Below are 26,596 nucleotides of genomic sequence, written 5' to 3'. Positions count from 1 at the left end.
CAGTAAAATAAATTGAAAAGTTATATGTTCTGTTATCTTTTCTTCATACGCGTTCCGGCCAGGGAACTGATGAATACAAGGCCAAACCCGATATAAGCGGCAAATGCCGTCAGGTATATAATTAAGCTGTTAAAGCTAGGTTTTAAGGCGTATACCAACACTGAAAATGCAGCAAAACTTAACACCATCAACAGGCTCCATATATGCAATTTTGCAGCATCTTCATTTCTCTTAAAAATCATTTCAAAAAAGGCTCTCATCATTACTAACATTTTAAGGGTTATACATTAATTTATAGCATAAAGGCGCACTCATCACGGTAAAAAGAATATGTTCTTTTACTGGGCTAAGGTTCACGATGACTTTGCCATTTATTTATATCCCAATACCGGGCTGAAAGTCCGGGATATTTTTGTTTTTTTTGAATCAATCAATGATTCCTGGTTATTGTGATACCAGTCAGATACGGGTGCAAAACTGCTGTGAAAAACTAACGGGGGTTAATTAATCACGAGCCCGTATCTTTTACGGCATCGTAGAAAAAAAAGGATTCATATACTAGATATGAACTTGAATCAGTGGAAAAACTGAAAATCCACAGAAAACCTTTTTTCTCATCCTTAGTGTTTTTTTAATTTTTTCTCAAGAAATAACATGCTAATATCATGCCAAAGTTCGGAATTTGCGATTAACACTTTGTTTCACAGGATTGATGAGAGCAGTGGTGAAGCGTTTTTTCTTCTGTTATTTCCTTAAACATAGAAAAATTTTCTATTTTTTAAAGCTAATGCTAATGAACGAAGAAAATATTACGGACGAGAAGTGTTTTTATGTATTTAAAATAAATCACGAATAACGCAAATGTTTTTTGCACAAATTTCACAAATACAACAGACAGTTAAAAAAAAATTGGCTAAGATCATTCGCATCCTGTAATATCAATTATTCAGTTCGTGTTATTCGTGAAAACATTTGTGACATTTGTGTTTAATTTTAAAAACCACAAGTAACACAAATATTCTTTCACAAATAAAACAGATAAATATATATAAGCATCCGTGTCAATCTGTGGAATCAAAGGGATACTTATAATTTCCAGCTAAAGCCGTTTTAAAGGTATCCATAAAATATAAAACAGGCTTCCTTCGTCTACGCTCTGGATTACTGCCATTCCTATTGATGTTAGTGAGTTCGTGTTATTCGTGAAATCATTCGTGTCATTTGTGTTTAATTGTAAGAACCACAAGTAACACAAATATTCCTTCACAAATAATACAAATAAATTACACGCAATCATCCGTGTCAATCTGTGAAATCAGTGGTTATAAAAATCTTAAGTTTAGGTTAAGCCCCATTCCTTTTGAATTTGTGTTATTTGTAAAATCATTCGTGTCATTTGTGTTTAATTGTAAGAATCATAAATACCACCAATATTTTTCACAAATTTCACTAATGGAATACTGTGAAATTTATTATGCATTACTATTAAAATAAAAAACCGCCTTTAGAAAGACGGTTTCATATTTTACCAGTTTTTATCAATCATATAAATAATCTGAGTCAAAGCAGTGGCACCCAATAAAAGCTCTCTTCGGTTCACCTTTTCAAAAGTATCTTCTTCTGTGTGGTGAATATCGAAATATCGCTGCGAATCCGGCATCAGCTCAGCGGCGGGAATTCCCATGTCGTGAAGCGGATAAAGGTCTGTTCCTGAAAACCGCTCTTCAAAATTATAAACTCCGTAAGGAAGGAATAAATTCGACCAGCTTTTAATCTGATTTCTTTTCGCATCGTCCATATCCAGAGCAATGCCTCTTGGGGCAAAGCCTCCGGCATCTGTTTCAATAGCAAAAAGATGTTTTTCGTTTTTCTCTTTTACCGTTTTACCATACTGGATTCCACCTTTTACTCCGTTTTCTTCATTGGCGAAACAAACAACCCTGATGGTGTGGTTATTTTGAATACCCAGCTTTTTAAAGGTTCTTAAAACCTCAATGCTTTGTACAATTCCGGCTCCGTCATCGTGGGCTCCTTCACCTACATCCCAGGAATCAAGGTGTCCACCGACAACAATAACACTCTGGTCTTTTTTACCTGTGATTTCCCCAATAACAGAGTGGGAGAGCTTTTCTCCTTTCATTCCGCAGTTGGAGTTTAGTTTTGCATTAACTTTCTGGCTTTTCAGTAAAGCTTCCAGTTCATCTGCAGTCGTGCTTCCGATGGCTACCGCAGGGATTTTGGAAACTTTGTCTTCATAACGCATTGCTCCGGTGTGAGGCACATCATCAAAAGCAGAGGACAGTGATCTTACGATGGCAAATTTGCCTCCTTTTTTAGCGGTTAAAGAAGCTGCAGTTGTTCTGTATTTGGCGGCATCACCATAGGCTTTGAAAGTCTCTACAAATGACTGGCTGAAAGGGTAGTTGAAGAACACGATTTTATCTTTCACTTTTTCAGCAGGAAGTCTGTCATATTCTTCCATAGATTTTACCATGATGATTTCTCCCGAAACATCTTTTCCTCCTGTTCCTTCAGAATTCCCAAGGGAAAGCATTTTAAGGGTTTTCCATTTTCCGTTGGAAGTCTGGATGTTCAGAGATTCTTTTCCTCTTACCCAAACCGGGATCATGACTTCCTGAAGCCATACTTTATCAGCTCCGGCATCACGAAGTTTCTGTTCTGCCCATTTTACAGACTTTTCATAGGCTTCGGATCCGCTTAAGCGGTGGCCTATATTTTTTGTAAGCTCTCTAAGCTCTGTATATCCTTTTCCGTTGTTCAGGATTTCTGTAGAGATTTTTCTGAACTGGACTGAATCTTCTTTAGACTGGCCAAATGCAGCCATTCCAAAAAGTAATAATGAAGTTCCTAATATCTTTTTCATTGTTTACCAATTTTTGTCAATCATATAAATAAGTTGTGTCATTACCGTAGAACCCAATAATAATTCTCTCCGGCTGACTTTTTCAAATGTGTCTTCTTCGGTATGGTGAATATCAAAATAACGTTGCGGGTCCGGCACGAGTTCAGCTGTGGGAACTCCCATTTCGTGAAGCGGGGCAATATCCGACCCTGAATATTTTCCTTCAAAGTTGTAAACGCCATAAGGCAAAAACAGATTCACCCAGCTTTTGATCTGGTTTCTTTGAGGCTCATCCATTTCGAGGGAAATTCCGCGTGGTGAAAAACCTCCGGCATCAGATTCAATGGCGAAAATATGTTTCTCGTTGTTTTCTTTGACCATTTTACCATATTGTTTTCCGCCTTTTGTTCCGTTTTCTTCGTTGGCAAAACAAACGGCGCGGATCGTATGATTATTCTGAATTCCTAATTTTTTAAAGGTTCTTAAGACCTCAATACTTTGAACAATGCCAGCTCCGTCATCATGGGCTCCTTCGCCGACATCCCAGGAATCTAAATGCCCACCAACAACAATAACACTTTGGTCTTTTTTACCGGTAATTTCTCCGATCACAGAATGGGAAAGTTTTTCTCCTTTCATACCACAGTTGGAATTGAGTTTAGCCGTAACCTGATGATTCTTTAATAATGCCTCAAGTTCATCAGCTGATGTATTTCCGATTGTTATGGCTGGTATTTTGGAAATATTTTCGTCATAGCGCATGTTTCCTGTGTGCGGAACATCATCGAAAGCAGAGGAAAGAGACCTGACGATGGCAAATTTTCCTCCTTTTTTAGCCGTTAATGAAGCGGCAGTTCTTCTGTAGGGGTTTGCATCACGATAAGAAATGAATGTCTGTACATTTTCCTGACTAAAAGAATAGTTGAAAAACACAATTTTATCTTTCACTTTTTCAGCAGGAAGTCTGTCATATTCTTCCAGTGATTTTACCATGATGATTTCTCCGGAAACATCTTTTCCTCCGGTTCCTTCAGAATTTCCAAGGGAAAGCATTTTTACACTTTTCCATTTTCCATTAGAAGTTTTAATCTGTAATGATTCTTTTCCTCTTACCCAAACCGGAATCATCACTTCCTGAAGCCATACTTTATCAGCTCCGGCATCACGAAGTTTCTGTGCCGCCCACTGAACTGATTTTTCATACGCTTCTGACCCGCTGAGACGGTTTCCTATAGTTTTGGTAAGTTCTCTCAGTTCATTGTATCCTTTTCCGTTGTTCAGAATTTCTGTGGAGATTTTTCTGAACTGGACAGAATCTTCTTTAGACTGACCAAATGCGGCCATTCCAAAAAGAAGTAATAAAGTTCCTGTTATCTTTTTCATGGTTACCAGTTTTTATCAACCATAAAAATCATCTGTGTTATGGCGACAGCTCCAAGAAGAAGCTCTCTTTTATTTACTTTGTCAAAAGTATCCTGTTCGGAGTGGTGATAATCAAAATATCTCTGGGTGTCTACCACAAGCTCTGCTAAAGGAATATCCAGTTTTTTCAAAGGCGAAATATCCTGAATGGCTTCTGTCTGGTCAAAATCATAGACGCCATAAGGCAGAAAATATTCTTTCCAGGGATAAACCAGTCTTCTTCTCTGCGGGGACATATCTAATGAAAACCCACGGGGAGAATATCCTCCGGCATCAGTTCCTAAGGCAAATACGTGTTTTTCGTCTTTCTTTTTTACATATGCTGCATACATCTCACGACCTTGCCCTCCGTTTTCACTGTTGGCATACAAAACTACACGGATGGTGTGGTTGTTTTCATATCCAAGCGCTTTCAGTGTTCTTAGTACTTCAATACATTGCACAACGCCTGTTCCATCATCCACGGCACCTTCGCCAATATCCCATGAATCAAGCTGAGCGCCTAAAACAATTACTTTAGAATCTTTTTTACCCTGAATTTCAGCAATAATATTAGGATTTGTAGTGTCACCTTTTGATTCTGCGGTCATATTGATTTTCGCAGTCACTTTCTGTTTTTTCAATGTTTTTTCCAGCTCATCTGCAGATCTTACGCCAATTGATAAAGCCGGAATTTTAATTTTATCATCTGGTTCGTAGTAGATCATTTTGGCATGAGGAGTATCATCATTGGCAGTGGTCAGTGATCTTATAATTAAGGCTTTTGCACCTGTCTTTGCAATTACTGAAGCGGAAATTAATTTTGATTTTGCTGCCTGTAAATAAGAATCGCTTGTATTGATAACTCTCGGTTCCATAGGAACATTTACAAAAACTATTTTGTCTTTTAACTGTCCCAGCGACATGGCATTAAGTTCTGATGTGGAATTGATTAAAACAACTTCACCTGTCAGATCTTTTCCTCCTGTTCCTTCAGAGTTTCCGAAAGAAAGCATTCTGATATTTTTCCAATCTCCATTTCCGGCTTTGATCTGTAAAGATTCTTTTCCTCTGATCCAGACCGGTGCTTTAGCTTCCTGTCTCCAGATCATATTAATACCAATTTCCTTGAACTTTTTTTCAGCCCATTCTACAGCTTTTGCATACCCGGGAGTGGCGCTGAAGCGGGGACCGATTCTTTTGGTAAGTTCTCCGAGATTATCATAAGCGGTACCGTTGGTCATAATTTCATCTGAAATTTTTCTGAACTCATCGTGATAATTAAATCTGGCAACAGTACCTTTTTTTGCCGGGCCTTTTTGTGGTTTTTTTTGAGAAAATAAAAATCCACTCAAAAAGAGTGGAAGTATAATGAATATTTTTTTCATTTATTATTTACTTATCTTTTCCATTGATAAAAGTAGGAAAAAAATAGTAATTTATTAAGGTTTCATGTCGTACATTAACAAGGCTGTAATTAATTTTGGCTCAATAAATGTACATTTTGGAGGCATACTTAATTTCAGGTCTGAAATTTTAATCATATCATTAAAACTTACAGGATAAATTCCAAAGCCAACTTTACCTTCACCATTGTCTACTTTTTCTTTCAAAAGATTGATTCCGTTGATGTTGGAAGTTCCTTTTACATATGAAATAAGTTCAGAGCTGTCCGGATCTTCAATTTTAAGGATATTTTTGAAAATATATTTGTCCAAAAGGTGGTGATCCAGGTTATCCAGAGACATTTCTTTCGAACGGAGATCGTGCTTTACGTGAAGAGAGTAGAATTTCCCATCCATATACATTGAGATATGGAATTTCTGAGAAGGGTAGTACGATGTTTCCCCTTTTTCGTGAATCAGGAAATATTTTTCAAGTTCCTTCAGGAAATCTTCCGGAGAAATACCATTCAGATCGTGTAAGATTCTGTTGTAGTCGTGAATCTTTATTGACTGGTTGGAAACAATGAAACTATACACAAAGTTGTAAAGCTCTGTACCATTATGTTTTTTGTTTTTCTCCTTATGGTATTTGGCATTCATTGCTGTGGAACCAATTCTGTGGTGCCCGTCGGCAATGTAGAACGAATCAATCTGATCAATCACTTCTTTAAACTGCTGAAGTTTCAGACGATTATCTATTCTCCAGATTTTATGTCTGATACCCATAGAATCCACATGGTTGAAGATAGGAACATTTTTTTCTTCATGATTCATCAGCAATTCAATTTTTGAATTGGCAGGGTAGGTAAGAAGTACAGGTTCTGCCTGCAGATTTACTTTTTCAAGGTAGTGAGCCAGTTTCTCCTTTTTCTGCGGGATGGTACTTTCATGTCTTTTTATTTTTCCATTCCAGAAATCTTCGATACTTGCCAATCCCAGAAGTCCTCTGAACATCTGTTTGTTGGGATAGATCTGCTCATAAAGATAGTAGGATGAATTGTCCTGGACCAATTTCTTTTCTTCCAGAAGTTCTTCAAAGGTAGAACGGATCTTTCGCAGGTTCCGGTCAATATCTTTAGATTTACTTACAACATAGGGTTTAATCATATTGATGTAAGTATTTTCAACTTGAGCTTTCTCCGCAATCTCTTCCTGGGTGAAATTATCCAGTGGATGGGTAGGGAAAGTACTCTCAAAGTCTCTATGAGGTCTTATTCCACGGAAAGGTTTAAAAACAGGCATATTTATCTTATAGTTTCTTTTTGTAGCTTAATAATTTGTTCTGCAAGTTCGATACCGATTTTCTCTTGCGCATCCACTGTATTGCCTCCTACATGAGGGGAAAGTGATAATGCAGGATTCATCAGTAAAGGCAGTTCCGGATTGGGTTCGTTTTCAAAAACATCCAGTGCCGCTCCGGCTACTTTTCCCGACTCGATAAAATCGATAAGTGCCACTTCATTGATGACACCGCCTCTTGCAGTATTTACAATATAGACTCCATCTTTCATTTTTTCAAACTGAGGGGTGTCTATAATATACTCATTCGTTTTCGGCGTATTGATACTGATAAAGTCTGAATCTTTAAGGAATGCATCTATATCATTGGTGGAAGTGATTTCAAAGTTCACAGACTGTCCGTTGAAGAAGTTCAATGTAAGAACTTCTGTTTTCGGGCTTCTGGTCAGAACAGTTACTTTCATTCCTAAAGCGATTCCTATTTTTACAACTTCCTGGCCAATACTTCCAAAGCCGATTACTCCTAATGTTTTTCCTGAAAGTTCATACGCATTACTGAAAGACTTTTTCATGGCGTTGAAATGAGTTTCTCCTTCCAGAGGCATCAGTCTGTTGGATTCGTGAAGGAATCTTGCCAGTGAAATAAAGTGGCCAAAAACAAGTTCTGCCACTGATTTTGAGGATGCTGTGGGGGTGTTGATTACTTTAATACCTTTACTTCTGGCATATTCCACATCAATATTATCCATTCCGATGCCGCCTCTTCCAATGATTTTAAGGCCGGGGCACGCATCAATCAGATCTTGTCTCACTTTCGTTGCACTTCTTACCAGAAGAACATCCACATTATTATCGTTGATAAAATTAATAACGTGATCCTGAGCCACTCTATTGTCCAGAATTTCAATTCCGGCTTCTTTTAAAGTGTGTTCTCCTGCTTTTGAAATTCCGTCGTTTGCTAAAACTTTCATGAATTATTTGATTTAAAGATTGAAAGAATTGCCATTTCAACATTTTAAAACTGGGGCGCAAATTAATAAATTTTAATGAACTGCCTTTAATTCTTTCAATCTTTGAATTTTTTACTATTTAATTTATTTGAAAGACTTCATTACATCTACCAAAACCTGTACGCTTTCAATAGGCAGAGCGTTGTATAAACTTGCTCTGTATCCGCCCAGGCTTCTGTGTCCGTTTAACCCGCTGATCCCTGCTGCTTTCCATGAATTGTCAAATTCTTCTTTCTTGCTTTCGTCTGTAATTTTGAAGGAAACATTCATGAGTGAACGGTCTTCTTTTACGCAGAAAGTTTCGAATAACGGATTGTTGTCGATTTCATCATATAAAAGTTTGGCTTTAGCTTCGTTTCTTTGTTCTGCAGCAGCAATTCCTCCGTTTCTTTCAAGATACTGAAGGGTAAGCAAAGAGGCATATACAGGAAATACCGGTGGCGTATTGTACATGGATTCCTTAGCAATGTGCTGGGAATAATCCAGAATAGAGAACATATTTTCTCTTCCTGTTTTACCAAGAATTTCTTTTTTAATAACCACTAAAGTAACGCCTGCAGGTCCCATATTCTTCTGAGCACCGGCATAGATCAGGTCAAATTTTGAAAAATCCAGCTGTCTTGAGAAAATATCAGAACTCATATCACATACCATCAGCGTATCCACTTCAGGGAAAGATTTCATTTGAGTTCCGTAGATGGTATTGTTGGAAGTACAGTGAAAATAATCGTATTCTGAACCAACAGTATAATCTTTAGGAATAAAAGAATAATTTTCTTCTTTTGAAGAACCTACCACATCTACCGTTCCTACTTTTTTAGCTTCTTTGATGGCTCCTGCTGCCCATGTTCCTGTATCCAGGTAAGCGGCTTTTCCACCTACTTTCATCAGGTTGTAAGGAACCATTGCAAACTGCAGGCTGGCTCCGCCTCCTAAATAAAGTACCTCATAATCATCACCAAGATTCATCAATCTTTTTACAATGGCACGCGCTTCGTCCATTACCGCAACGAAATCCTTGCTTCTGTGAGAAATTTCAAGAAGAGACAATCCGATGCCGTTAAAGTCAAGGATAGCCTGTGCTGATTTTTCAAATACCTCCTGTGGTAAAATACATGGTCCTGCGCTGAAGTTGTGCTTTTTGTTCATATTTTTATTTTTTGGGTGCTTTGGGATTTCAATATCCTTCAGCTTTATTTTGATTTATTGGATTTTGGGTCAAAAAAACCGCCTCACGGAAATGAGACGGAATTTTTTATTCGCCGTGTAAGAATGCTTTTTTATTAAGAAGAGCTTCTTCAGATTCTACATGATCTTCGTCTGGCACACAGCAGTCTACCGGACATACAGCTGCACACTGAGGTTCTTCGTGGAATCCTTTACATTCTGTACATTTATCTGTTACAATGAAATAGACATCATCACTTACAGGTTCCTGTGGTGCATTAGCATCTACAGTAAGTCCGGACGGCAGAGTAATTGTACCTTGAAGAGCCGTACCGTCAGAAGCTTTCCAATCTACAGCTCCTTCATATATTGCATTGTTTGGGCATTCAGGTTCACAAGCCCCACAGTTAATGCATTCATCAGTTATTTTAATAGCCATCGCTAATTTTTTTTAAATTTGCACAAAATTACAAAATTTTACCCAATTTTACAGTAATTATGAATACCGAAAATCAAGTTTTAGGACTTATTAAATTAAGTGATTATATAAAAGCGTTTTTAGCGAAGAAACCAGAAGATCACAATGAAGATGATTCTGATATTGAATTATTGTTGAAAAGGTCAGAAATAGAGAATCCGTGGTTTACTATTGATAATCAGAAATTTGCTTTACAGCAATGGACAGATCTTCTGACTGAAGAAAACATCAAAAACTGGCTTGGAAATTATTCAATCTCTAAAATTTCAAAAAGAGTTGGACTTATTTTAGCAGGAAATATTCCTTTAGTAGGGTTTCATGATGTAATTTCTGTAATTCTGGCCAACCATATTCCTGTCATTAAGCTGTCTTCAAAAGATAAGTATATGATTCCGTTTTTATTGAAGAAATGGAATGAGTTTTCCAATGAAAATGTAGCTTTTGAGTTTGTTGAAAAATTAGAAAATTTTGATGCCGTTATTGCAACAGGAAGTAATAATACAGCGAGATATCTGGAATATTATTTTAAAAATCACTTAAATATTATCCGTAAGAACAGAACTTCTGTGGCGGTGTTGAAGGGAGATGAAACGGATGAAGAACTGCAGCTTCTGGCGAAAGATATTTTCCAGTATTTTGGATTGGGATGCAGAAATGTGACAAGAATCTTCATTCCGCAGGATTTTGTGATTGACAGGCTGTTTGAGAACTTCTTAGGATTCCAGGATATTATCAATCATAACAAATATGCCAACAATTATGATTATAACAGAGCGGTTTATCTTTTAAATCAGGATAAATTCTGGGATAATAATTTTGTGATGCTGAAAGAGGATGATAAGCTGTTCAGTCCGCTTTCTGTAATTAATTTCAGCAGATATGAATCGCTGAATGATGTGAAAAGCTTTATTGCAGAAAATGAAGAAAATATTCAGTGCGTTGTGGCAAAAGAAGAGTTGGAAATGAATGCGATTCCGTTTGGAGAAGCACAAAATCCGGGTCTGGATACCTATGCAGATAATGTAGATACAATGAAATTTTTAGAACTGGTCTGATTTTCGTATCTTCCATCACTTATTTCACCAGAACAAAAATGAATACTATGAAAAAATTATTGATGGGACTGGCTCTTGTGGGCACACAGTTGATTTTTGCACAGAAAGTAACGGGTGCAAAAGTTGAAAACAGTCCTAAAAAAGAGCAGCAGGCCAGTATAAGCAAGGAGAAGGTTAATTTGTATAATGATAACTTTCTTAAGTTTGTTGATGCCTTACAGGCTTCTGACCGTAAGACTATTGATGGCTTGCTTTCTGAGAAAGTAAAGGAAATTGTGACGGATGACGTTCTTAAGAAGGTCAAAGACGGTATTGATCCCAATAAAAAGCTTGAAATTTTAAAAGCAGGATATTATAAAACAATGGATGGTACCAATCATCCAAGTATTAAATATAAATACGCAGGAGAATCTTCCAAAGAAGCGATTACAGCGGTATTTGAAGATGATGGTAAGATTCTGGGGGTTTTGCCTGCGAAATAGATGAAATTTATTTTCGATTAACAAAAAAATATTAACTATGATGACAGATGTTTTAGTCGCCCATTCTTCGGACGTGGAGAAGGCGAATTTTTACAAGAAGACCTATTTGCATGTTGCTTTATCGATTCTTGCATTTATTGGAGTGGAAACTATATTATTAAAAACGGTTCCGGTAGAATTGATTGCGATGATGTTTGGTCAGAGATATATCTGGCTATTAATTATCGGGGTTTTCTGGCTGGCTTCTGTTTTGGCTTCCAAATGGTCCCTTTCACAAAGTAAATCTACTCAGTATCTGGGATTAGGATTTTATATTTTATTGGAAGCAATTATCTTTTTGCCTCTGCTTTTTATTGCAACCAATATGACAGGCGGTTCAAATGTAATCTTTCAGGCTGCTACTTTAACAATTGCGATGTTTGCGGGTATTTCTGCAGTAGCATTCACTTCTAAAAGAGATTTTTCTTTCCTAAGAAATATCATTGTAATCGGTGGATTTATTTCCATCGGACTGATTGTAGGAGGGATGATCTTTGGTTTTAACCTTGGACTGTGGTTTTCGGTAGGAATGGTAATTTTAGCATCAGCTACTATTCTATATCAGACAAGCAAATTAAAGGATTCATTTGGAACCAACCAATATGTAGGAGCAGCATTGCAGCTTTTTGCTTCGATTATGCTTTTATTCTGGTATATTCTGAGTATTCTGATGAGCAGAAGAAACTAACTGATAAGTTGTCTTAGCTTTAAAATATAGTCCCGGTGATTTTTCATCGGGATTTCTTTTTTTATGTAAACACAAATGTCACAAATGTTTTCACGAATAAACACAATTTACTAATATCAATAGGAACGGGCTTTAGCCCGTTTTACTTTAAATAAATCTTTTCCAACGGCTTCAGCCGAAACTTATAATAATATTTAAATATATTTTTGCCCACAGATTCCACAGATTAACACGGATGCTTGCGTATCTTTATTTGTGCTATTTGTGTTGTAAACCAAAAACCCAAAAAATCCTGATGAAAATATCACCGGGATTTTAATTGGTTATTCTTTACAATTTTTCATACAACTTCCAGCTTCATGTGACCGGTTAAAGTCCTTTGAAGTACATTTTAAGTTGAAATAAAAAGATTCTTAAAGAATAGAAAAAGTATAGTAATGAGGAAAACCTCAGGTATTGTGTAGTTTGTGTTTTTACATTCTTTTGGTTAAAAATAACCGAAAGATGTTACTTGTCAATTGATCCTAAAACCTTCTGAGCAAAAGAGTTTAATGCATCTTTCTCGCTCATTCCGTTTTGTACGTTGGCGTGAACTTCCAGCGCTCCGCAGATGTTGGTAATCAATTCTCCTGCAACATTCAGATCTTCTTCACTTGTTCCTCTGAACTCGCAGAAACTTTCCAGTACTTCTAATGTTTTTTCAAGGTTTTCAGGAGTCTGATTCTGATAAAACTGTCTGATTACGGGTAATTTCATTATGCTAATTCATTAAAAAGGTTAATTAAACTTTCTGCCTGGTTAGATTGAACCTGGTTCACCAGTTCTCCGTTTTTAAAGATGGCGAAAGTAGGTAAGTTGTCTACTTTTGCTAATTTTCTGCTTTCAGGAAGCTTTTCTGCATCTACATATAAAAATGGAATAGAATCATTTTCAGATGCTAATTTTTTGAATTTCGGCTTCATGATTCTGCAGTTTCCGCACCATGTTGCGCCATATTGAACCACTACTTTTTCGTTTTCGTTCACTATATTCTGTAATGTATCTTCGGTTAATTCTGTGTACATAAGTTTATTTTTTTAAAAAATAAACAATGTAACAATCTAAAAAATTGACCAATCTAACAATTCAAGAAATGACTTTTCAAATTGTTATACTGTTAGATTGTTACATTGTTATATTTAAATTAAGATATTAATTTTTTGCTAAGTATTCTGCAGTAGAATTTCTGTCAGCTTTCATTGCTTCTTTTCCTTCTTCCCAGTTTGCAGGGCATACTTCACCATGTTTCTGTACGTGAGTGTAAGCGTCGATTAATCTTAAGAATTCTTTTACGTTTCTTCCCAAAGGCATATCGTTTACCGCTTCGTGGAAAATTTTTCCGGTTTCGTCGATAAGGTAAGTTGCTCTGTAAGTTACGTTAGAACCTGTGAAAACTTCGTTTCCATCTTCATCATATTCAAAATCCTGATCAACAATTCCTAATGTGTTAGCCAATTGTCTGTGAGTATCAGCTAAAAGCGGGTAAGTTACTCCTTCAATTCCTCCGTTATCTTTTGGTGTGTTCAACCAAGCGAAGTGTACTTCGTTGGTATCACAAGATGCACCGATTACTTTAGTGTTTCTTTTTTCGAACTCACCTAAAGCCTCCTGAAAAGCGTGAAGCTCAGTAGGGCATACGAAAGTGAAATCTTTAGGGTACCAGAATAAAAGAACTTTTTGCTGGTTGTTTACTGCTTCATCAAGGATGTTGATTCTTAAATCGTCACCCATCTCAGACATTGCGTCAATTGTTAAGTTTGGGAATTTTTTTCCTACTAAAGACATAATTTTTCTGTTTTTATATTTAAATTTCTTATGCAAATATATAAAAGATTCATCTATCGAACAAACTAAAGTTGATAAATAAAATCTATAATTGTTTTTGGCGTGTTGTTAAATAAAAAAGCCCTGTTTAACAGGACTTTTTGTTTATTTTAATAACCAAATATTTCAGTTAAATTAAGTTTTTTTACTTCGCCTAATTTCTGCATATCGGCCTCATTCACTTTGTCCTGAGAAGCGACAAGACAGTAGGTGTAGTTTTTATTTTTCATCTCTTTATCGTGGAAAGAATTGATATCTGTGAAAGACAGTTTTGGAGCCTGCTCATAAACATTCTTTCTCATATCAAAGTTGTTTCCAAGCTTTTGAGATTTCAGATAAGAGAAGATGATTCCGTCCTGTGTGATTCTTTCAGAGGCAATAGATTTTTTCAATCCGCTTTTCGCTGTTTCGAATAACTGCTCAGATTTCGGAAGGGTAGTCAGGAGCTCATTCATGGCTGTTGTAGACTCATTGAATTTGTCTGCCTGTGTTCCTACATAGGCCATGATCATATCTTTGTCTGTTTTCTTGCTTGGAAGGGCAAAGTAAGAATACGTGGAGTAGGCAAGCGCCTTAGATTCTCTGATGGTCTGGAAAACAATAGATCCCATTCCTCCTCCGAAATAGTTATTGAATAAACTTACCGTTGGAGTAGCAGATGGATTGTATTGGTCAGAATTTCTTACCCAGAAGATTTCAGCCTGCACCATGTCATAATGGGCAAACAATACTTTGTTCTTGTCTGTCGGGATCTGTGCAAAAGTTTTAGACTTAGGCAGATCTTTCAGGGTTGCAGGAAGTTTGTGGACAGGTTTCAAAGCTGCTACCACTTCATTTCCTGATTTGGGCCCGTAATACAGTACTTTGTGTTTGAAATTGAACAGATCATGAAGAACATTAATTAAGTCTTCTGCTTTCAATGCATCAAGCTCAGCATCGCTCAGTACATTGTTGAAAGGGTTTTGAGGACCGTATTGGGCATAACTTCTCAATCCGGCCATAATTACTCCTTTATTCTGTTTTGCGTTCGCTCTGGCTTTCTTCAGCCTAACTTTGTAAGCATCAAGAGCTGCCTGATCTGCCTGACAGTTTTTGATTAAATCTTCAAATAAAGAAATGGTTTTATCAAAGTTTTCATTCAGACCTTCCAGTGATACGTAAGTTTCCTCGTTTCCTGCACTCACATTGAAGCTTGAGGCAAGTTTATAGAATTCCTTACTGATGATCTCCGAAGATTTGTCTTTCGTTCCCAGGTACTGAAGATATTCTGCTGCCAATGGAAGAATTTTATTGTTCCATTTTCCTGAATCAAAGTGGTAATACATTCTGAACAGCGCATTGTCTGTATTTTTTACAGAAAGTACATCCACATCAGCTAATTTGTTTTTAGCAATGTCTTTGTCATAATTCAACCATACCGGAGCGATAGGGTTTTCAGGCATCTCGTCGATTTTTTTAAGGAAAGGAGACTGGTCTTCTCTGTTAACGGAAACCGGGGTAATCGTTGGTTTATCAACTTTTACAATGCTCTTATCTTCCCCTTTTCTTTTGTAAACTGCAACGTAGTTATTGTTCTGAAGATACTTGGATGCAAAATCCATGATATCTTTTTTCGTCAGTTTTGAAATTTCGTCCACATATTCCAGCGATGTTTTGTGGTCAACGTCCGAAGTGAATTCATCCATCAGAATACTTGCTCTGGTTGAGTATTTTTCATCTTTCTGAATGATCCCTTTCTTCTCATTGTTAACGATAGACTGAATCAGGTCGTCCGAAAACTCGCCCTTTCTCAGTTTATCAATTTCCTGAAGAAGAAGATTTTTTACTTCATCCAGAGATTGCCCTTCAGTGGGTTTACCCTGTAAAAGCAGAACGGAGTAATCCTTCAATGCATAAGAACCAGCATATGCACCCAGTAATTTCTGTTTTTTTACCAGATCAAGATCGATCAATCCTGCTTGTCCATTAGTAAGCATGTTTCCAACAAGATTCAGCATTCTGGCGTCTTTGGTAGAAGCTCCCGGAAATCTGAAACCAAGCATTACGTTTTCAGGATTAGGTCCTACCACTTCTTTTACAACCGGAGCAGTGATCGGTTTTTCCTGTCCAACTTTATATTCAGGGATTGCTTTAGGCTTCATATAAGAGAAAGCCTTGTCAATTTTTGCAATCACTTCATCCGGATTAAAATCTCCGGACATGATGATTCCCATGTTATTAGGAACATAATAATTGTTATAATATTCTCTGATGGCATGCAGAGAAGGGTTTTTCAGGTGCTCAATGGTTCCGATGGTGGTTTGCTTTCCGTAATTGTTGTTAGGGAAAAGGTTGGCAAACATCGTATCGAAAACCTTATCTCCGTCATCATCCAGAGATCTGTTTTTTTCTTCGTATACGGCCTCAAGCTCTGTGTGGAAAAGCCTCAGAACCGGTTCCCTGAATCGTTCAGCCTGTACTGCAAGGAATTTGTCAAGAACATTCGCAGGTACATCTTCCGTGTACACCGTTTGTTCAAAAGAAGTGAAGGCATTGGTGCCATCAGCTCCCATACCGGCCATCATTTTATCATATTCATTGGCAATTGCAAATTTTGCCGCTTCTCCTGAAACCCTGTCAATTTCTTTATAGATTTCTTTTCTTTTGGCTTCGTCCTTAGTCTGATTGTACTTTTCGTAGAGAGCATCAATCTGGTCTAAAAGAGGCTTTTCCTTTGCCCAGTCTTTAGATCCGAACTGATTCGTTCCTTTAAAAAGCATATGCTCCAGATAATGGGCAAGGCCGGTGTGGTCAGCAGGATCTGTTTTACTTCCTGCTTTTGTGGCGATATACGTCTGGATTCTCGGATCCTTGTTGGTCGGACTTAAAATAACCGTTAATCCGTTTTTCAAAGTGTAATACCTTGCAGAAGTAGGGTCATTGGTTACGTACCTGTACTTGTAGCCGTTTGAAGTAGCTTCTTTCCACTGGAAATCCTGGCCAAAAGCATATCCGGCAAAACTTGCAGCGGCAATACTTGTAGCGATGGTTAGTTTTTTTAACAGATTCATTGCTGTCGTTTTATTTGGGGTTATTAGTTTTTTGTTAATTGAATTTCTCCAATAAGTCTTTAATTCGTTTCATAGCCTCTCTTAAATCTTCTTCAGAAGCAGCATAAGAGAATCTGATACATTCCGGACTTCCGAAAGAGAATCCGCCTACACATCCAACATGAGCATTTTCCAGGATGAACATGGCAAAGTCGTCAGAATTTTTAATTTCTGTTCCATCTAGGTTTTTTCCGATATAATACGAAATATCAGGGAAGAAATAGAAGGCTGCCTTTGGAAGCACAACTTTGAATCCCGGGATTTCTTTGATCAGTTCATAGACAAGATCTCTTCTTTTTTTGAAGGCATCAATCATGTATCTGTATTCGGAAGGATCTGCTTTCAAAGCAACGATAGACGCTCTCTGTGCTACCGTATTGGCCCCGCTGGTCATCTGTCCCTGTACTTTTTCACAAGCTTTTGCCAGCCATTCAGGACATGCGGAATACCCGATTCTCCATCCTGTCATAGCGAAAGCCTTTGACATTCCGTTGATTACGGCTGTCTGTTCATAGACTTCAGGAAACTGGGCAATCGAAGTGGTATTCGTTTCGTAATTGATGTATTCATAAATCTCATCAGAAATGATCGTTATCTGAGGGTATTTGGCAATTACTTTGGCGATCGATTTCAATTCATCATAAGTGTAGTATCCTCCTGACGGATTACATGGCGAGCTGAAAAGTACCGCTTTGGTTTTCTCTGTAATAGCTTCTTCAAGCTGTTCGGCAGTCACTTTGAAATCGGTAACATACGAGGTAGGAAGTATTACGGAAGTTCCACCCATCATTCTTACCATTTCATCATAACTTACCCAGTAAGGTGCTGGAAGAAGAACTTCATCGCCATCATTGATAATAGCTGCCAGAACATTGATAATAGCCTGTTTGGCTCCGTTGGAAACACAGATCTGGGAAGGTTTGTATTCCAGATTATTATCCCTTTTTAATTTATAAGCAATAGCCTCACGCAATTCCAGAAATCCCGGAACCGGAGAATAGTGGCTGTAATTTTGATTGATGGCATCGAATGCTGCCTGTTTGATATTGTCCGGAACATCGAAATCCGGCTCGCCAAGAGTTAAACTGATCACATCTATTCCGTTGGCTTTCATTTCTCTGGCTTTGTTTGACATAACAAATGTCTGTGAGTATCCTAATCTTTTTACTCTATCTGAAAGTTTATCCATCTATTTTTTGAATTTTAACAAATATATAATAAAAACGTGGTGTGGAGGTAATAAAAATAAGGGTGTTTTAAAGATTTTTATCAGGTTTTTGTCAAATTGTCTTTTGGGTTATAAAAATGTTTTATTTTGAAGTAAGAGATTGATTTCAATCTTATTTTAGCCAAAAAACAGTAATTCAAAATAAATTATTGTAGGGAATAATTTTGCAGCGTAGGTTTTGTATCTTTAACAACCTAAGATCTGTCCTATGAAATATTCCGTTTTTTTATTACTGATTTCCTGTAGTGTTTTCTCGCAGAGATATTCAAAAGATGATGAAGTGAAAAAATATGTCTCGCAGGTGAATGAAGATTCATTAAAATCATATATCGGAAAGTTGGTAAGCTTTGAAACCCGGCATACCTTGAGTTCGATCGATGATCCAAAGAAGGGAATAGGTGCGGCAAGGAACTGGGTGATCAGAAAATTCAATGATTATGCTAAAAATTCGGGTGGAAGAATGGAAGTGTATCTACAGCAGGAAGACATTCAGCCGGATGGAAAGCGAATTGATAAAATAGTAAACCTTGGAAATGCTGTTGCTTTTCTGAAAGGAACAGATCCGAATGACAAAAGAATTTTCCTGATCGGAGGACATCTTGACTCAAGAGTGACTGATGTGATGAACAGAACTTCCGCAGCACCGGGAGCCAATGATGACGGCAGCGGGGTAAGTGCTGTCATAGAGTCGGCCAGAATATTGAGCAGATCTTCATTTCCTGGTTCGATTATTTTTGTAGCATTTTCCGGTGAAGAACAGTCGCTGTTGGGATCTAAACAGTTGGCTGAAAAAATGAAAAGAGAAAATCTGCAGCTGGAAGCGGTTCTTAATAATGATATGATCGGCAATCCAAAAGCAGGAGAAACAGGAGAGATCAATACCCGCATTCTTCGTGTATTCAGTGAAGGCCTGCCTTACAAAGATCTGGATAAAAAAGCGATGACGATCAGAAATCTTGGTTTTGAAAACGATAGTGAATCCAGACAGTTGGCCCGCTATATCAAAGAAGTTACGGAAGAATACGTGAAGGGGCTGGAGATTAAACTGATCTATAGAAATGACAGGTTTCTGCGCGGAGGAGATCACACCAGTTTTGTGAATAATGGATTTCCTGCCGTAAGACTGACCGAGTATTATGAAAATTACGACCATCAGCATCAGGATATAAGAACAGAAAACAATAAACAGTACGGTGATCTTACCGAATTTATAGATTTTAAATATCTGAAAAAGAATGTTGCTGCCAATATTGCTGTTCTTGCCAATCTTGCAAAATCTCCTTCAAAACCGGAGAAAGTTGAAATGGATGTAAAAGAGCTGACGAATTCCACCACTTTACATTGGGAAACGCCAAAATCCGGAATCCCTGCAGGATATTATGTGCTGGCAAGGGAAACAGACAGTGCGTTGTGGCAGAAAAAAATATTCACCACAGGACTTTCTATGAAGATTCCGCTTTCTAAAGACAATTATATTTTCGCTGTACAGAGCGTGAGCCCGTCAGGAAACCTGAGTGTCCCTGTTATACCAGGAATTGCAAAGTGACGGATTTTGCTGAAAACCAGAATTTACATCAGGATCAGGAAAAGTTGATTTGAATACAAGAGAAATAAAACTTATTTTTGCGGTTTATAATAATTCACATGTCTGCATCGTTACTATTAAAATATTTCCCGGATCTTACTGAAAAACAGAAAGAACAGTTCTCCAAATTGGAAAATCTGTACAATGAATGGAATGAAAAGATCAATGTAATTTCCAGAAAAGATATGGAATCACTGTATGAAAAGCACATTCTGCACTCTTTGGGAATTGCAAAAGTGATGGAATTCGCACCGGGAACCAAAGTTTTGGATATCGGAACCGGAGGTGGTTTTCCGGGGATTCCTCTGGCGATCCTTTTTCCTGAAGTAGAATTTACCCTGATTGATTCTATTGGGAAGAAAATCAGTGTAGTACAGGCTGTGGCAGACGGAGTTGGATTAACTAATGTTACCGCTATTCATGGAAGAGCAGAGAAGCTGAAAGAAAAATTCCATTTTGTAGTCAGCAGAGCAGTAACCCAGATGCCGGAATTTTTAAGATGGCTGAAAGGGAAATTTGAAAAAGAACAGTTTAATCCTAAACACAACGGAATTTTATATTTAAAAGGCGGTGATCTTGCTGAAGAACTTGCCGGAATTAAATGTGAAATATTCAATCTTAAACACTATTTTGATGAAGAATTTTTTGATACCAAGAAAGTAGTTTATGTATCAAAAGGTAATTTTAATTCCTGATTTTTATGTAAATAAGGAATAATTTTTGCTAATATTTGTTAATAATCAGAAAAGTAAAGGTTATGAAAAAACTTTTAAATATTGGATCTTCAGTATTCCTGTTGGGCGTGCTTCTGGTTTCGTGTAATGATGATGATTACCATACCATCGAATCTATTGATAAAATCAAGATAGACAGCGTAAAAATTGTTAATGATACCATGGACGTTTACGCGATACAGAGCATAAAAACGTATTCCACCTATCCGTCTCACTGTGAAGGCTTTTACGGATATGATTATGTTTACAATAATAACCTGGAAAGAACAGTTACTTCCTATAAATATATTACCAACGGCCCTTGTACACAAGGGAAATATGTGGGAGCAAATCAGATTAATTTCAGCCCGCAAAGCAAAGGAACCTATACTTTTAAATTCTGGAATGGAGGAAACAGCTGGATTACAAAAACCATTGTAGTAAAATAATGAAGTTGACTTTCGTATTGTGTTTACTGGCAGCGCAGGTGGTGTACGGGCAGAAAATTTTCTGGGAGGAAGGCAAAAAGCTAACCTGGGATAACTTTAAAAGTCCGGTTAACAAAAAAAAGAATCCTGATGTGGCAGCATACACCCATTGTGGATGGGAATTTTATGCTGAAAAATCTTCCGATCCCAAAGCACCGGTTGCCATTACTATCAAAACACTGTTTCATGAAGATAAATCATGGAAAGATGCCAAAAGAATGAATGATTATATTCTCCTTCATGAGCAGAAGCATTTTGATATTGCAGAATTGTTTGTAAGAAAATTCAGAAAAGCAGTTGCTGAAAAAATCAAAAATTCAGGAGACTACAACAAATATTTCAGAGCAATTTACGATGGGATATCCGTTGATTATAAGAATTTCCAGATGGCCTACGACAGAGAAACCCGTCATGGGCTTGATAAAGAAAAACAAACCGAATATAATCAGTCGATTTCTGAACAACTCGACAACTTAAAAAGCTATAAAACCCTTTGAAATTCCTCAATAAGATCATCCACGAACTGTTAGCACAAAACCCTGATCTTTCTGCGTTTAATATCATTCTGCCCGGAAAACGTCCCATTGTGTTTATCAGACAGATCCTGGAAGAAAATAATTACTCAGGATTTCTTCCTAACTTTTTTACAATAGAGGAACTCATCAATAAAATTGCCGATCAACAGACGATTCAGGGAATTCCGCTGTGGCTTTTCTCTTTTGATGTGTACCGAAGCCTGAATCTTATTCCCAGAGATGATTTTTCCGATTTTCTGAAATGGTTTCCCACCTTACAGAAGGATTGGGATGATATCCTGAAATTCTCAGATAGCGACCAGGCAGTTCTGCAGTATATGTTTGATGAAGAAAGAATCAAAGAATGGGCTCAGGACCTTGGTGAGGATGACGATGTTCCAAGAAAGAAGTTTCTTAATTTCTGGCAGAATATGAATGTTTTTCTCCCGGTTTTAAAGGAGAGACTGCAGGAGAGAAACTGGGCTACTTCCGGAATGATTCATGAGGCGGCTAAAGCCAGAATTGCTGATTTTGCGAAAAATACCAAAGAAGAATTTGTTTTTTGTGGCTTCAATGCCTTTACTCCGGTAGAAGAAAAGCTTGTAAGAAGCCTTTTACAGTGGAATAAAGCGCAGTGTTTCTTTCAGGCAGACCGTTATTATTTTAATGATGAAAGACAGGAAGCCGGAAAATTCCTTAGAAATCATAAAACATGGAAAGAATTTGATGATAACAGAGCTTTTCAATGGATAGAAGACGATTTTAATCAACCTAAAAAAATTAAGGTATACGAAGTGTCCGGGAATGTAACCCAGACCAAAGTACTGCCTGAGATCTTTAAAGAGATCAATAATAAAACCTACTCCAATACGGCAGTTGTACTGCTGGATGAAAACCTTCTTCCAGCCAGTCTTGATGTGATGCATGGCGTTGATAATTTGAATATTACAATGGGATTCCCGTTGAAGAATTTATCTTTCTCCAATGCCGTGAAACGTCTTTTCTACCTGCAGAAGCAATTGGAAAAAAACAAACTGTCTTACTATTACAGAGATGTTTTCCCCATTTTGGAAGAGCTGCCGAAATCAGCAGAAGATGAACAGATTATCAATGATTTTAAAGCCAAAGTAGAAGAGAGGAATATTGTGTATATTTCCAGAAAACTTTTACATGAACTGCTGAGCGGACTGTCTTATTATGGTCTTCTTCAAAAAGCAACTGGAACCAACGGCTACCTGAATATGCTTATTGAGTTCTGCCAGCAGGTAAAATGGCTCGAAATAGATGATATTCAGTATGAGAATGTCTCTCACTTTGAAAATGCATTCAGAATCATCAAAAACCAGCTGACTCCCTACAATATTGAGATTAAAATGGAAACGCTGGAAATCCTGATTAACCAGCATATCAATTCTGAAAGTATCGATTTTCAGGGTGAACCATTAAAAGGACTTCAGATCATGGGATTACTGGAAACGCGTCTCCTGAACTTTGAAAACGTTATTCTGCTTTCTGTCAACGAAGGGAAACTCCCGCTTGGAAACTCACAGAATACCTATATTCCTTTTGATATCCGAAGATTCTTTGATCTCCATACTTTTCTTGAAAATGACAGCATTTATGCCTATCACTTTTACAGGCTGATTCAGGATGCGAAGAATGTCCATTTGCTGTATAATGCTTTAAGCTCCGGAGTGAATACCGGAGAGAAGAGCCGTTTCATTACCCAAATTGAAATGGAGAGTTCTCATGAGATTGAACATCTCATTATTGAAAATTCCTCTGAACCTATTGCCACCAAACCGATTGAAATTTCCAAGACACAAATTGTACAGGAACGTCTTCAGAAATGGAAGGAAAAAGTATCTGCTTCCCACCTGACGAGTTATCTTTACAATCCGATTGATTTCTACCTTTCCAAGATTTTAAACACTTCGGAAACAGATGAAATTGAAGAAGAACTTTCGATAAAAAATTACGGAAATCTGGTCCATTATTCACTTCAAGAAGTGTATGAGGTGTTAAAGGGTAAGGTTTTAAAAGAAAGTGATTTAAAGAATTCAGTTAAAGCAGTAGATGAATATATAAATATTGCTATTGAAAAACTGAAACACCAGCCGGAATTTTATGAAAAAGGGATGAATTATATCCATAAGGCCATTGCTAAAAAGGTCATTGAAAATGTGCTGAATCATGATCTTGAACTCATAAAGCAAGGTAATAAACTGGAGATTATTGATATCGAAAGAAGGTTTGAAAACATCGATTTTCCTCTCGATGGAAATGATAAAATTTCTTTCTTTGGATTCATTGACAGGATTGATAAACTGAACGGTACTCTGAGAATTATTGATTATAAAACCGCCAGGACTAAAAATCTTACTGTAAAGATTGATCAGGATAACGTAGATGAATATTTCCATAACAGCGACAGGAAACAGGCCCTTCAGCTTTGTATTTACCATTACGTAGTACAGCACCTTCCTGAGTTTTGGGGTTTCCCGATTGAAACCGGAATCTGGAGTTTTGCAGATGCTAAAAAGGGAATGGTTGCCCTGCAGTTTGATAAAGGAAATATTGATGATGCCATGAAATCTGTGAAAAGCCTTATTCTTGAAATCCTGAATCCGGATATCAATTTCGTGGAAACGATAAAAACATATTAAAAATTTTAGTCTTAGTATATTTTTTCTCTCTGTTTATTCTTAATAAATAAGCTGGCTTAGAATCGTTTACTTCACGAAATGTTGTGATAAAGCAGGTAACTTTTTGTGTATCTTTACTACTTATTAAAAACTTATAAAGTTTAAATCAGATACATTAAGCAGCACCAATGAAAAAGATCCTGATATTTTTAGCTATTGCTTTTTCTCTTATTATCAAATCTCAGCAAAAAAATGATTCCCTGAATATTGCGCTTCAAAATGTAACCAAAGATACTAAGTTTGGTCTTGCACTCAGTGGCGGCGGGGCAAAGGGATTTGCACACATCGGGATTTTAAAAATGATCGATTCATTGGGAATCAAAGTCGATTATATCACAGGAACCAGTATGGGAGGGATTCTGGGAGGCTTATATGCAATGGGATATAATGCTGACCAGATGAAGCATACCATTTATAAAATGGACTGGAACAGAATTCTGAGTAATAAAATTCCTTATAACAAAGTCAATATCAGTGAAAAAGATGAATACGACAAATATATCCTTGAATTTCCAGTAGTCAAAGGATTTCCCACACTTCCAAGTTCTTATATTGAAGGGCAGTACATGGGAGAAGTTCTTAATACGCTTACTTTCAACGCAAAGCATATCAACGATTTCAGTAAACTGAGAATTCCTGTGCAGCTTACATCTTCCGATATTGAAAATGGCGGTCTGGTGATGCAGAAAGAAGGATCATTACCACTGGCTATTCGATCTACGCTGGCTATTCCTGCCGCCTTTGCTCCTGTTTATATTGATGGAAAGCTTTTGGTTGATGGCGGTCTGGATCGTAATTATCCGGCCAATGAAGTTCGTGAGATGGGTGCCGGTTTTGTGATCGGAGGCTACACCGGATTCAGACTTTTTACGAAAAAAGAGATTGAAAATCCGATGAAGATGATCTATCAGACTCATGCCATCCGCTCTGTAGAAGATTTTAAACATCAGAAAGAATTATCAAATATTCTGGTCGACTTTGTAGATCCACTGGGAGAAATTACAACGAAAGATTTTGCCAAATTCAGAAGGATCATAAAAATAGGAGAGATGGAGGCGAGAAAGCATCTTCCTGAGTTTGTCGCCCTGGCAGAAGCTCAGCGCAAAGCCGGAATTACGTATGAGCATACAATGATTGAAGAAGTGAAACTGCCTACAACAAAATTTACTTTTAACGAAGAAGACGGAACACCCATTACAGATGCTGCAGAAATTGAAGTGCTGAAAAAGCAGATGGGGCTTACGGAAGGGAAGTATTACGATGTAAAAACCGTTAATGAAGCCATAGACAGGGTCTTCGGAATGCGGCAGTATGTAAAGGTGTATTATACCTACACAAATGTAAACGACGGTCTTGTGATGAATGTTTTTGTGAAAAGAGCGAAAAAAGGAGCGTTTAAACTGGCTTTGCACTATGATACGGAACAGTCCGTAGGAATTATTGTCAATTATACGTACAGAAACATTCTCCTGAACAGATCCAGGTTTCTGGCAACAGTAGATATTTCCGAACGTTTTAAAGCTAAAGTTGCTTACCAGCAGTTCTTAGACAGTGGTAAACGTTTATGGCTGGATCTGGAAGCTAAAATGGTTCATCTTAAAAGTAATGACCTGAACTTCAGGCTGTATGATATAAGTGAAGATGGCGGCGACCGTTTTCCGAACCATATGTACCGTAACATAACCGGAAAAATTGCACTGAATTATAATATCAATCCCAATTCTTACCTGTCTCTTGGAACGGAATTCAGTACGGAAAGAATGTACAGTTTACTGGATAAAGTAGATCAGTCAAAAGTAGATAATTACAGCAAAAAGCTGTATAACCACAGCAATTTCAATACTTTCCTGAAATTTGAACAGAATAATCTTAATAAAAGGTATTTTACAAGCAGGGGGAATCATCTTCAGGTGAGCACAAGATTTTACTATGGAGATCAGTATGAGCTTTATGACCTGAACGTGGTACAGCCTCTTCTTTATCAGATTCTTAACCCGAAAGACTCTTACTATTATGAGCCTAAAAATCTCGTTTCATTTACACTGAATGAGAACTTTTTCTACCCGATTACAAGAAGACTGACCGTAAAAGCAAATGTGTTTCTCGGTACGAGCTTTGGTGCCAAAAAAGAAGATCAGGTTCCGTATCTGTTCCTGAACCAAAAGTATAATCTTGGAGGCAGTGAGTATAATTACGACCTGCTAAGCCCGGAATTCAATGGACTTCGTCAGAAAGAGCTTCCGATGACTTCAGTTGCTAAGGCGGCCATCTCATTTCAGTACAGAATTATGAAAAAGCTCTATCTTACCCCATCATTCAGTTATGGAAAGGTAAGTGAAGAGTTTTCTCCTTTCAATAACAGTTTTGATATGTTCGGCTACGGAGTAAATCTTGGCTATGAATCGCTTATAGGGCCTATTGGTTTGAATATTTCCAGAAACAGCCAGCTTGATTTTTCAAGAATATATTTTAGTGTCGGATTTAAGTTTTAAGGATATGCTCCATTTATAATGCTTTTAAATTATCGACGCAAAAAGGCACTT

Annotated in this window: 22 protein-coding genes; 9 read left to right on the top strand and 13 right to left on the bottom strand. The window is 37.3% G+C overall.

Annotated features, from left to right (window positions below; translation table 11 throughout):
- Positions 1 to 32: 32 nt before the first annotated feature.
- The 8 genes from JNG87_RS06835 to JNG87_RS06800 all read right to left on the bottom strand — a co-directional run bounded on the left by JNG87_RS06835 (position 33) and on the right by JNG87_RS06800 (position 9,564).
- Positions 33 to 263: a hypothetical protein gene (locus JNG87_RS06835; RefSeq protein WP_202842742.1), complete on the bottom strand. Its 231-nt coding sequence runs from the start codon at positions 261 to 263 to the stop codon at positions 33 to 35.
- A 1,262-nt stretch (positions 264 to 1,525) separates the two neighbouring features.
- Positions 1,526 to 2,884 (bottom strand): M20/M25/M40 family metallo-hydrolase, encoded by a 1,359-nt coding sequence (locus JNG87_RS06830; RefSeq protein ID WP_202842740.1) that lies wholly within the window; start codon positions 2,882 to 2,884, stop codon positions 1,526 to 1,528.
- Positions 2,885 to 2,887: 3 nt separating this feature from the next.
- Positions 2,888 to 4,246, bottom strand: a complete 1,359-nt coding sequence (locus JNG87_RS06825) for a M20/M25/M40 family metallo-hydrolase (RefSeq protein WP_202842738.1) — start codon at positions 4,244 to 4,246, stop codon at positions 2,888 to 2,890.
- A 2-nt stretch (positions 4,247 to 4,248) separates the two neighbouring features.
- The gene (locus JNG87_RS06820) at positions 4,249 to 5,652 is read right to left on the bottom strand and encodes a M28 family peptidase (protein ID WP_202842736.1); all 1,404 of its coding nucleotides are present in this window, start codon (positions 5,650 to 5,652) and stop codon (positions 4,249 to 4,251) included.
- A gap of 54 nt (positions 5,653 to 5,706) precedes the next feature.
- The gene (locus JNG87_RS06815) at positions 5,707 to 6,951 is read right to left on the bottom strand and encodes a DUF1015 domain-containing protein (protein ID WP_137903953.1); all 1,245 of its coding nucleotides are present in this window, start codon (positions 6,949 to 6,951) and stop codon (positions 5,707 to 5,709) included.
- Positions 6,952 to 6,953: 2 nt separating this feature from the next.
- A complete protein-coding gene (locus tag JNG87_RS06810; RefSeq protein ID WP_202842735.1) occupies positions 6,954 to 7,919 on the bottom strand; it encodes a D-2-hydroxyacid dehydrogenase in 966 nt (321 codons plus the stop codon).
- 123 nt (positions 7,920 to 8,042) lie between these two features.
- Entirely contained in the window at positions 8,043 to 9,107 is a 1,065-nt protein-coding gene (gene serC, locus JNG87_RS06805; RefSeq protein WP_202842733.1) for a 3-phosphoserine/phosphohydroxythreonine transaminase, read from the bottom strand.
- Positions 9,108 to 9,213: 106 nt separating this feature from the next.
- A complete protein-coding gene (locus JNG87_RS06800; protein WP_002980006.1) occupies positions 9,214 to 9,564 on the bottom strand; it encodes a 4Fe-4S binding protein in 351 nt (116 codons plus the stop codon).
- A gap of 59 nt (positions 9,565 to 9,623) precedes the next feature.
- Between JNG87_RS06800 and JNG87_RS06795 the strand changes: the two genes are divergently transcribed.
- Genes JNG87_RS06795 through JNG87_RS06785 form a run of 3 tightly spaced genes read left to right on the top strand, consistent with a single transcriptional unit; the run spans position 9,624 to position 11,867 of the window.
- Entirely contained in the window at positions 9,624 to 10,658 is a 1,035-nt protein-coding gene (locus JNG87_RS06795) for an acyl-CoA reductase (RefSeq protein ID WP_202842731.1), read from the top strand.
- 47 nt (positions 10,659 to 10,705) lie between these two features.
- Positions 10,706 to 11,140 carry a peptidylprolyl isomerase gene (locus JNG87_RS06790; RefSeq protein ID WP_238349683.1) on the top strand — a complete coding sequence of 145 codons (435 nt, stop codon included), beginning with the start codon at positions 10,706 to 10,708 and terminating at the stop codon, positions 11,138 to 11,140.
- A 37-nt stretch (positions 11,141 to 11,177) separates the two neighbouring features.
- Positions 11,178 to 11,867 carry a Bax inhibitor-1 family protein gene (locus JNG87_RS06785; protein ID WP_202842727.1) on the top strand — a complete coding sequence of 230 codons (690 nt, stop codon included), beginning with the start codon at positions 11,178 to 11,180 and terminating at the stop codon, positions 11,865 to 11,867.
- A gap of 507 nt (positions 11,868 to 12,374) precedes the next feature.
- On the opposite strand, the gene JNG87_RS06780 is transcribed toward JNG87_RS06785, so the two are convergent.
- From JNG87_RS06780 to JNG87_RS06760, 5 genes are all read right to left on the bottom strand, one after another.
- Complete coding sequence (locus JNG87_RS06780) at positions 12,375 to 12,623, bottom strand: DUF6952 family protein (RefSeq protein WP_002980002.1); 249 nt, start codon at positions 12,621 to 12,623, stop codon at positions 12,375 to 12,377.
- Positions 12,623 to 12,931: a thioredoxin family protein gene (locus JNG87_RS06775; RefSeq protein WP_062670320.1), complete on the bottom strand. Its 309-nt coding sequence runs from the start codon at positions 12,929 to 12,931 to the stop codon at positions 12,623 to 12,625. The genes JNG87_RS06780 and JNG87_RS06775 overlap by 1 nt, the downstream gene beginning before the upstream one ends.
- A 127-nt stretch (positions 12,932 to 13,058) precedes the next feature.
- A complete protein-coding gene (locus JNG87_RS06770) occupies positions 13,059 to 13,691 on the bottom strand; it encodes a peroxiredoxin (protein ID WP_202842725.1) in 633 nt (210 codons plus the stop codon).
- A 149-nt stretch (positions 13,692 to 13,840) separates the two neighbouring features.
- The gene (locus tag JNG87_RS06765) at positions 13,841 to 16,780 is read right to left on the bottom strand and encodes a M16 family metallopeptidase (RefSeq protein ID WP_202842723.1); all 2,940 of its coding nucleotides are present in this window, start codon (positions 16,778 to 16,780) and stop codon (positions 13,841 to 13,843) included.
- A gap of 34 nt (positions 16,781 to 16,814) precedes the next feature.
- A complete protein-coding gene (locus JNG87_RS06760; RefSeq protein ID WP_202842722.1) occupies positions 16,815 to 18,008 on the bottom strand; it encodes a pyridoxal phosphate-dependent aminotransferase in 1,194 nt (397 codons plus the stop codon).
- Between the two features lie 247 nt (positions 18,009 to 18,255).
- Between JNG87_RS06760 and JNG87_RS06755 the strand changes: the two genes are divergently transcribed.
- The 6 genes from JNG87_RS06755 to JNG87_RS06730 all read left to right on the top strand — a co-directional run bounded on the left by JNG87_RS06755 (position 18,256) and on the right by JNG87_RS06730 (position 26,545).
- Entirely contained in the window at positions 18,256 to 19,593 is a 1,338-nt protein-coding gene (locus JNG87_RS06755; protein ID WP_202842716.1) for a M20/M25/M40 family metallo-hydrolase, read from the top strand.
- Positions 19,594 to 19,691: 98 nt separating this feature from the next.
- On the top strand, positions 19,692 to 20,327 hold the full coding sequence (gene rsmG / locus JNG87_RS06750; protein ID WP_110008640.1) for a 16S rRNA (guanine(527)-N(7))-methyltransferase RsmG: 636 nt from the start codon (positions 19,692 to 19,694) through the stop codon (positions 20,325 to 20,327).
- A 62-nt stretch (positions 20,328 to 20,389) separates the two neighbouring features.
- Positions 20,390 to 20,794, top strand: coding sequence for a hypothetical protein (locus JNG87_RS06745; protein ID WP_202842708.1), 405 nt, complete (start codon positions 20,390 to 20,392; stop codon positions 20,792 to 20,794).
- The gene (locus JNG87_RS06740) at positions 20,794 to 21,330 is read left to right on the top strand and encodes a DUF922 domain-containing protein (RefSeq protein ID WP_202842705.1); all 537 of its coding nucleotides are present in this window, start codon (positions 20,794 to 20,796) and stop codon (positions 21,328 to 21,330) included. The genes JNG87_RS06745 and JNG87_RS06740 overlap by 1 nt, the downstream gene beginning before the upstream one ends.
- A complete protein-coding gene (locus tag JNG87_RS06735) occupies positions 21,327 to 24,014 on the top strand; it encodes a PD-(D/E)XK nuclease family protein (RefSeq protein WP_202842703.1) in 2,688 nt (895 codons plus the stop codon). Before JNG87_RS06740 ends, JNG87_RS06735 begins: the two co-directional genes overlap by 4 nt.
- Before the next feature lie 167 nt (positions 24,015 to 24,181).
- Positions 24,182 to 26,545, top strand: coding sequence for a patatin-like phospholipase family protein (locus JNG87_RS06730; protein WP_202842696.1), 2,364 nt, complete (start codon positions 24,182 to 24,184; stop codon positions 26,543 to 26,545).
- Positions 26,546 to 26,596: the final 51 nt, after the last annotated feature.

The sequence above is a fragment of the Chryseobacterium cucumeris genome, from assembly GCF_016775705.1.
Taxonomy (GTDB): Bacteria; Bacteroidota; Bacteroidia; order Flavobacteriales; family Weeksellaceae; genus Chryseobacterium; species Chryseobacterium cupriresistens.
The sequence above is the reverse complement of the archived record's forward strand: the minus strand, read 5'-3'. Positions and strand labels throughout refer to the sequence as shown.

Excerpts from the sequence above, each read along its gene's own strand:
- JNG87_RS06730 (WP_202842696.1), top strand. The coding sequence starts at position 24,182 with ATGAAAAAGATCCTGATATTTTTAGCTATTGCTTTTTCTCTTATTATC.
- JNG87_RS06800 (WP_002980006.1), bottom strand. The coding sequence starts at position 9,564 with ATGGCTATTAAAATAACTGATGAATGCATTAACTGTGGGGCTTGTGAA.
- JNG87_RS06760 (WP_202842722.1), bottom strand. The coding sequence starts at position 18,008 with ATGGATAAACTTTCAGATAGAGTAAAAAGATTAGGATACTCACAGACA.
- JNG87_RS06830 (WP_202842740.1), bottom strand. The coding sequence starts at position 2,884 with ATGAAAAAGATATTAGGAACTTCATTATTACTTTTTGGAATGGCTGCA.
- JNG87_RS06835 (WP_202842742.1), bottom strand. The coding sequence starts at position 263 with ATGATGAGAGCCTTTTTTGAAATGATTTTTAAGAGAAATGAAGATGCT.
- serC (WP_202842733.1), bottom strand. The coding sequence starts at position 9,107 with ATGAACAAAAAGCACAACTTCAGCGCAGGACCATGTATTTTACCACAG.
- rsmG (WP_110008640.1), top strand. The coding sequence starts at position 19,692 with ATGTCTGCATCGTTACTATTAAAATATTTCCCGGATCTTACTGAAAAA.
- JNG87_RS06785 (WP_202842727.1), top strand. The coding sequence starts at position 11,178 with ATGATGACAGATGTTTTAGTCGCCCATTCTTCGGACGTGGAGAAGGCG.
- JNG87_RS06740 (WP_202842705.1), top strand. The coding sequence starts at position 20,794 with ATGAAGTTGACTTTCGTATTGTGTTTACTGGCAGCGCAGGTGGTGTAC.
- JNG87_RS06810 (WP_202842735.1), bottom strand. The coding sequence starts at position 7,919 with ATGAAAGTTTTAGCAAACGACGGAATTTCAAAAGCAGGAGAACACACT.
- JNG87_RS06780 (WP_002980002.1), bottom strand. The coding sequence starts at position 12,623 with ATGAAATTACCCGTAATCAGACAGTTTTATCAGAATCAGACTCCTGAA.
- JNG87_RS06775 (WP_062670320.1), bottom strand. The coding sequence starts at position 12,931 with ATGTACACAGAATTAACCGAAGATACATTACAGAATATAGTGAACGAA.
- JNG87_RS06820 (WP_202842736.1), bottom strand. The coding sequence starts at position 5,652 with ATGAAAAAAATATTCATTATACTTCCACTCTTTTTGAGTGGATTTTTA.
- JNG87_RS06765 (WP_202842723.1), bottom strand. The coding sequence starts at position 16,780 with ATGAATCTGTTAAAAAAACTAACCATCGCTACAAGTATTGCCGCTGCA.
- JNG87_RS06755 (WP_202842716.1), top strand. The coding sequence starts at position 18,256 with ATGAAATATTCCGTTTTTTTATTACTGATTTCCTGTAGTGTTTTCTCG.
- JNG87_RS06770 (WP_202842725.1), bottom strand. The coding sequence starts at position 13,691 with ATGTCTTTAGTAGGAAAAAAATTCCCAAACTTAACAATTGACGCAATG.
- JNG87_RS06745 (WP_202842708.1), top strand. The coding sequence starts at position 20,390 with ATGAAAAAACTTTTAAATATTGGATCTTCAGTATTCCTGTTGGGCGTG.
- JNG87_RS06815 (WP_137903953.1), bottom strand. The coding sequence starts at position 6,951 with ATGCCTGTTTTTAAACCTTTCCGTGGAATAAGACCTCATAGAGACTTT.
- JNG87_RS06795 (WP_202842731.1), top strand. The coding sequence starts at position 9,624 with ATGAATACCGAAAATCAAGTTTTAGGACTTATTAAATTAAGTGATTAT.
- JNG87_RS06790 (WP_238349683.1), top strand. The coding sequence starts at position 10,706 with ATGAAAAAATTATTGATGGGACTGGCTCTTGTGGGCACACAGTTGATT.
- JNG87_RS06825 (WP_202842738.1), bottom strand. The coding sequence starts at position 4,246 with ATGAAAAAGATAACAGGAACTTTATTACTTCTTTTTGGAATGGCCGCA.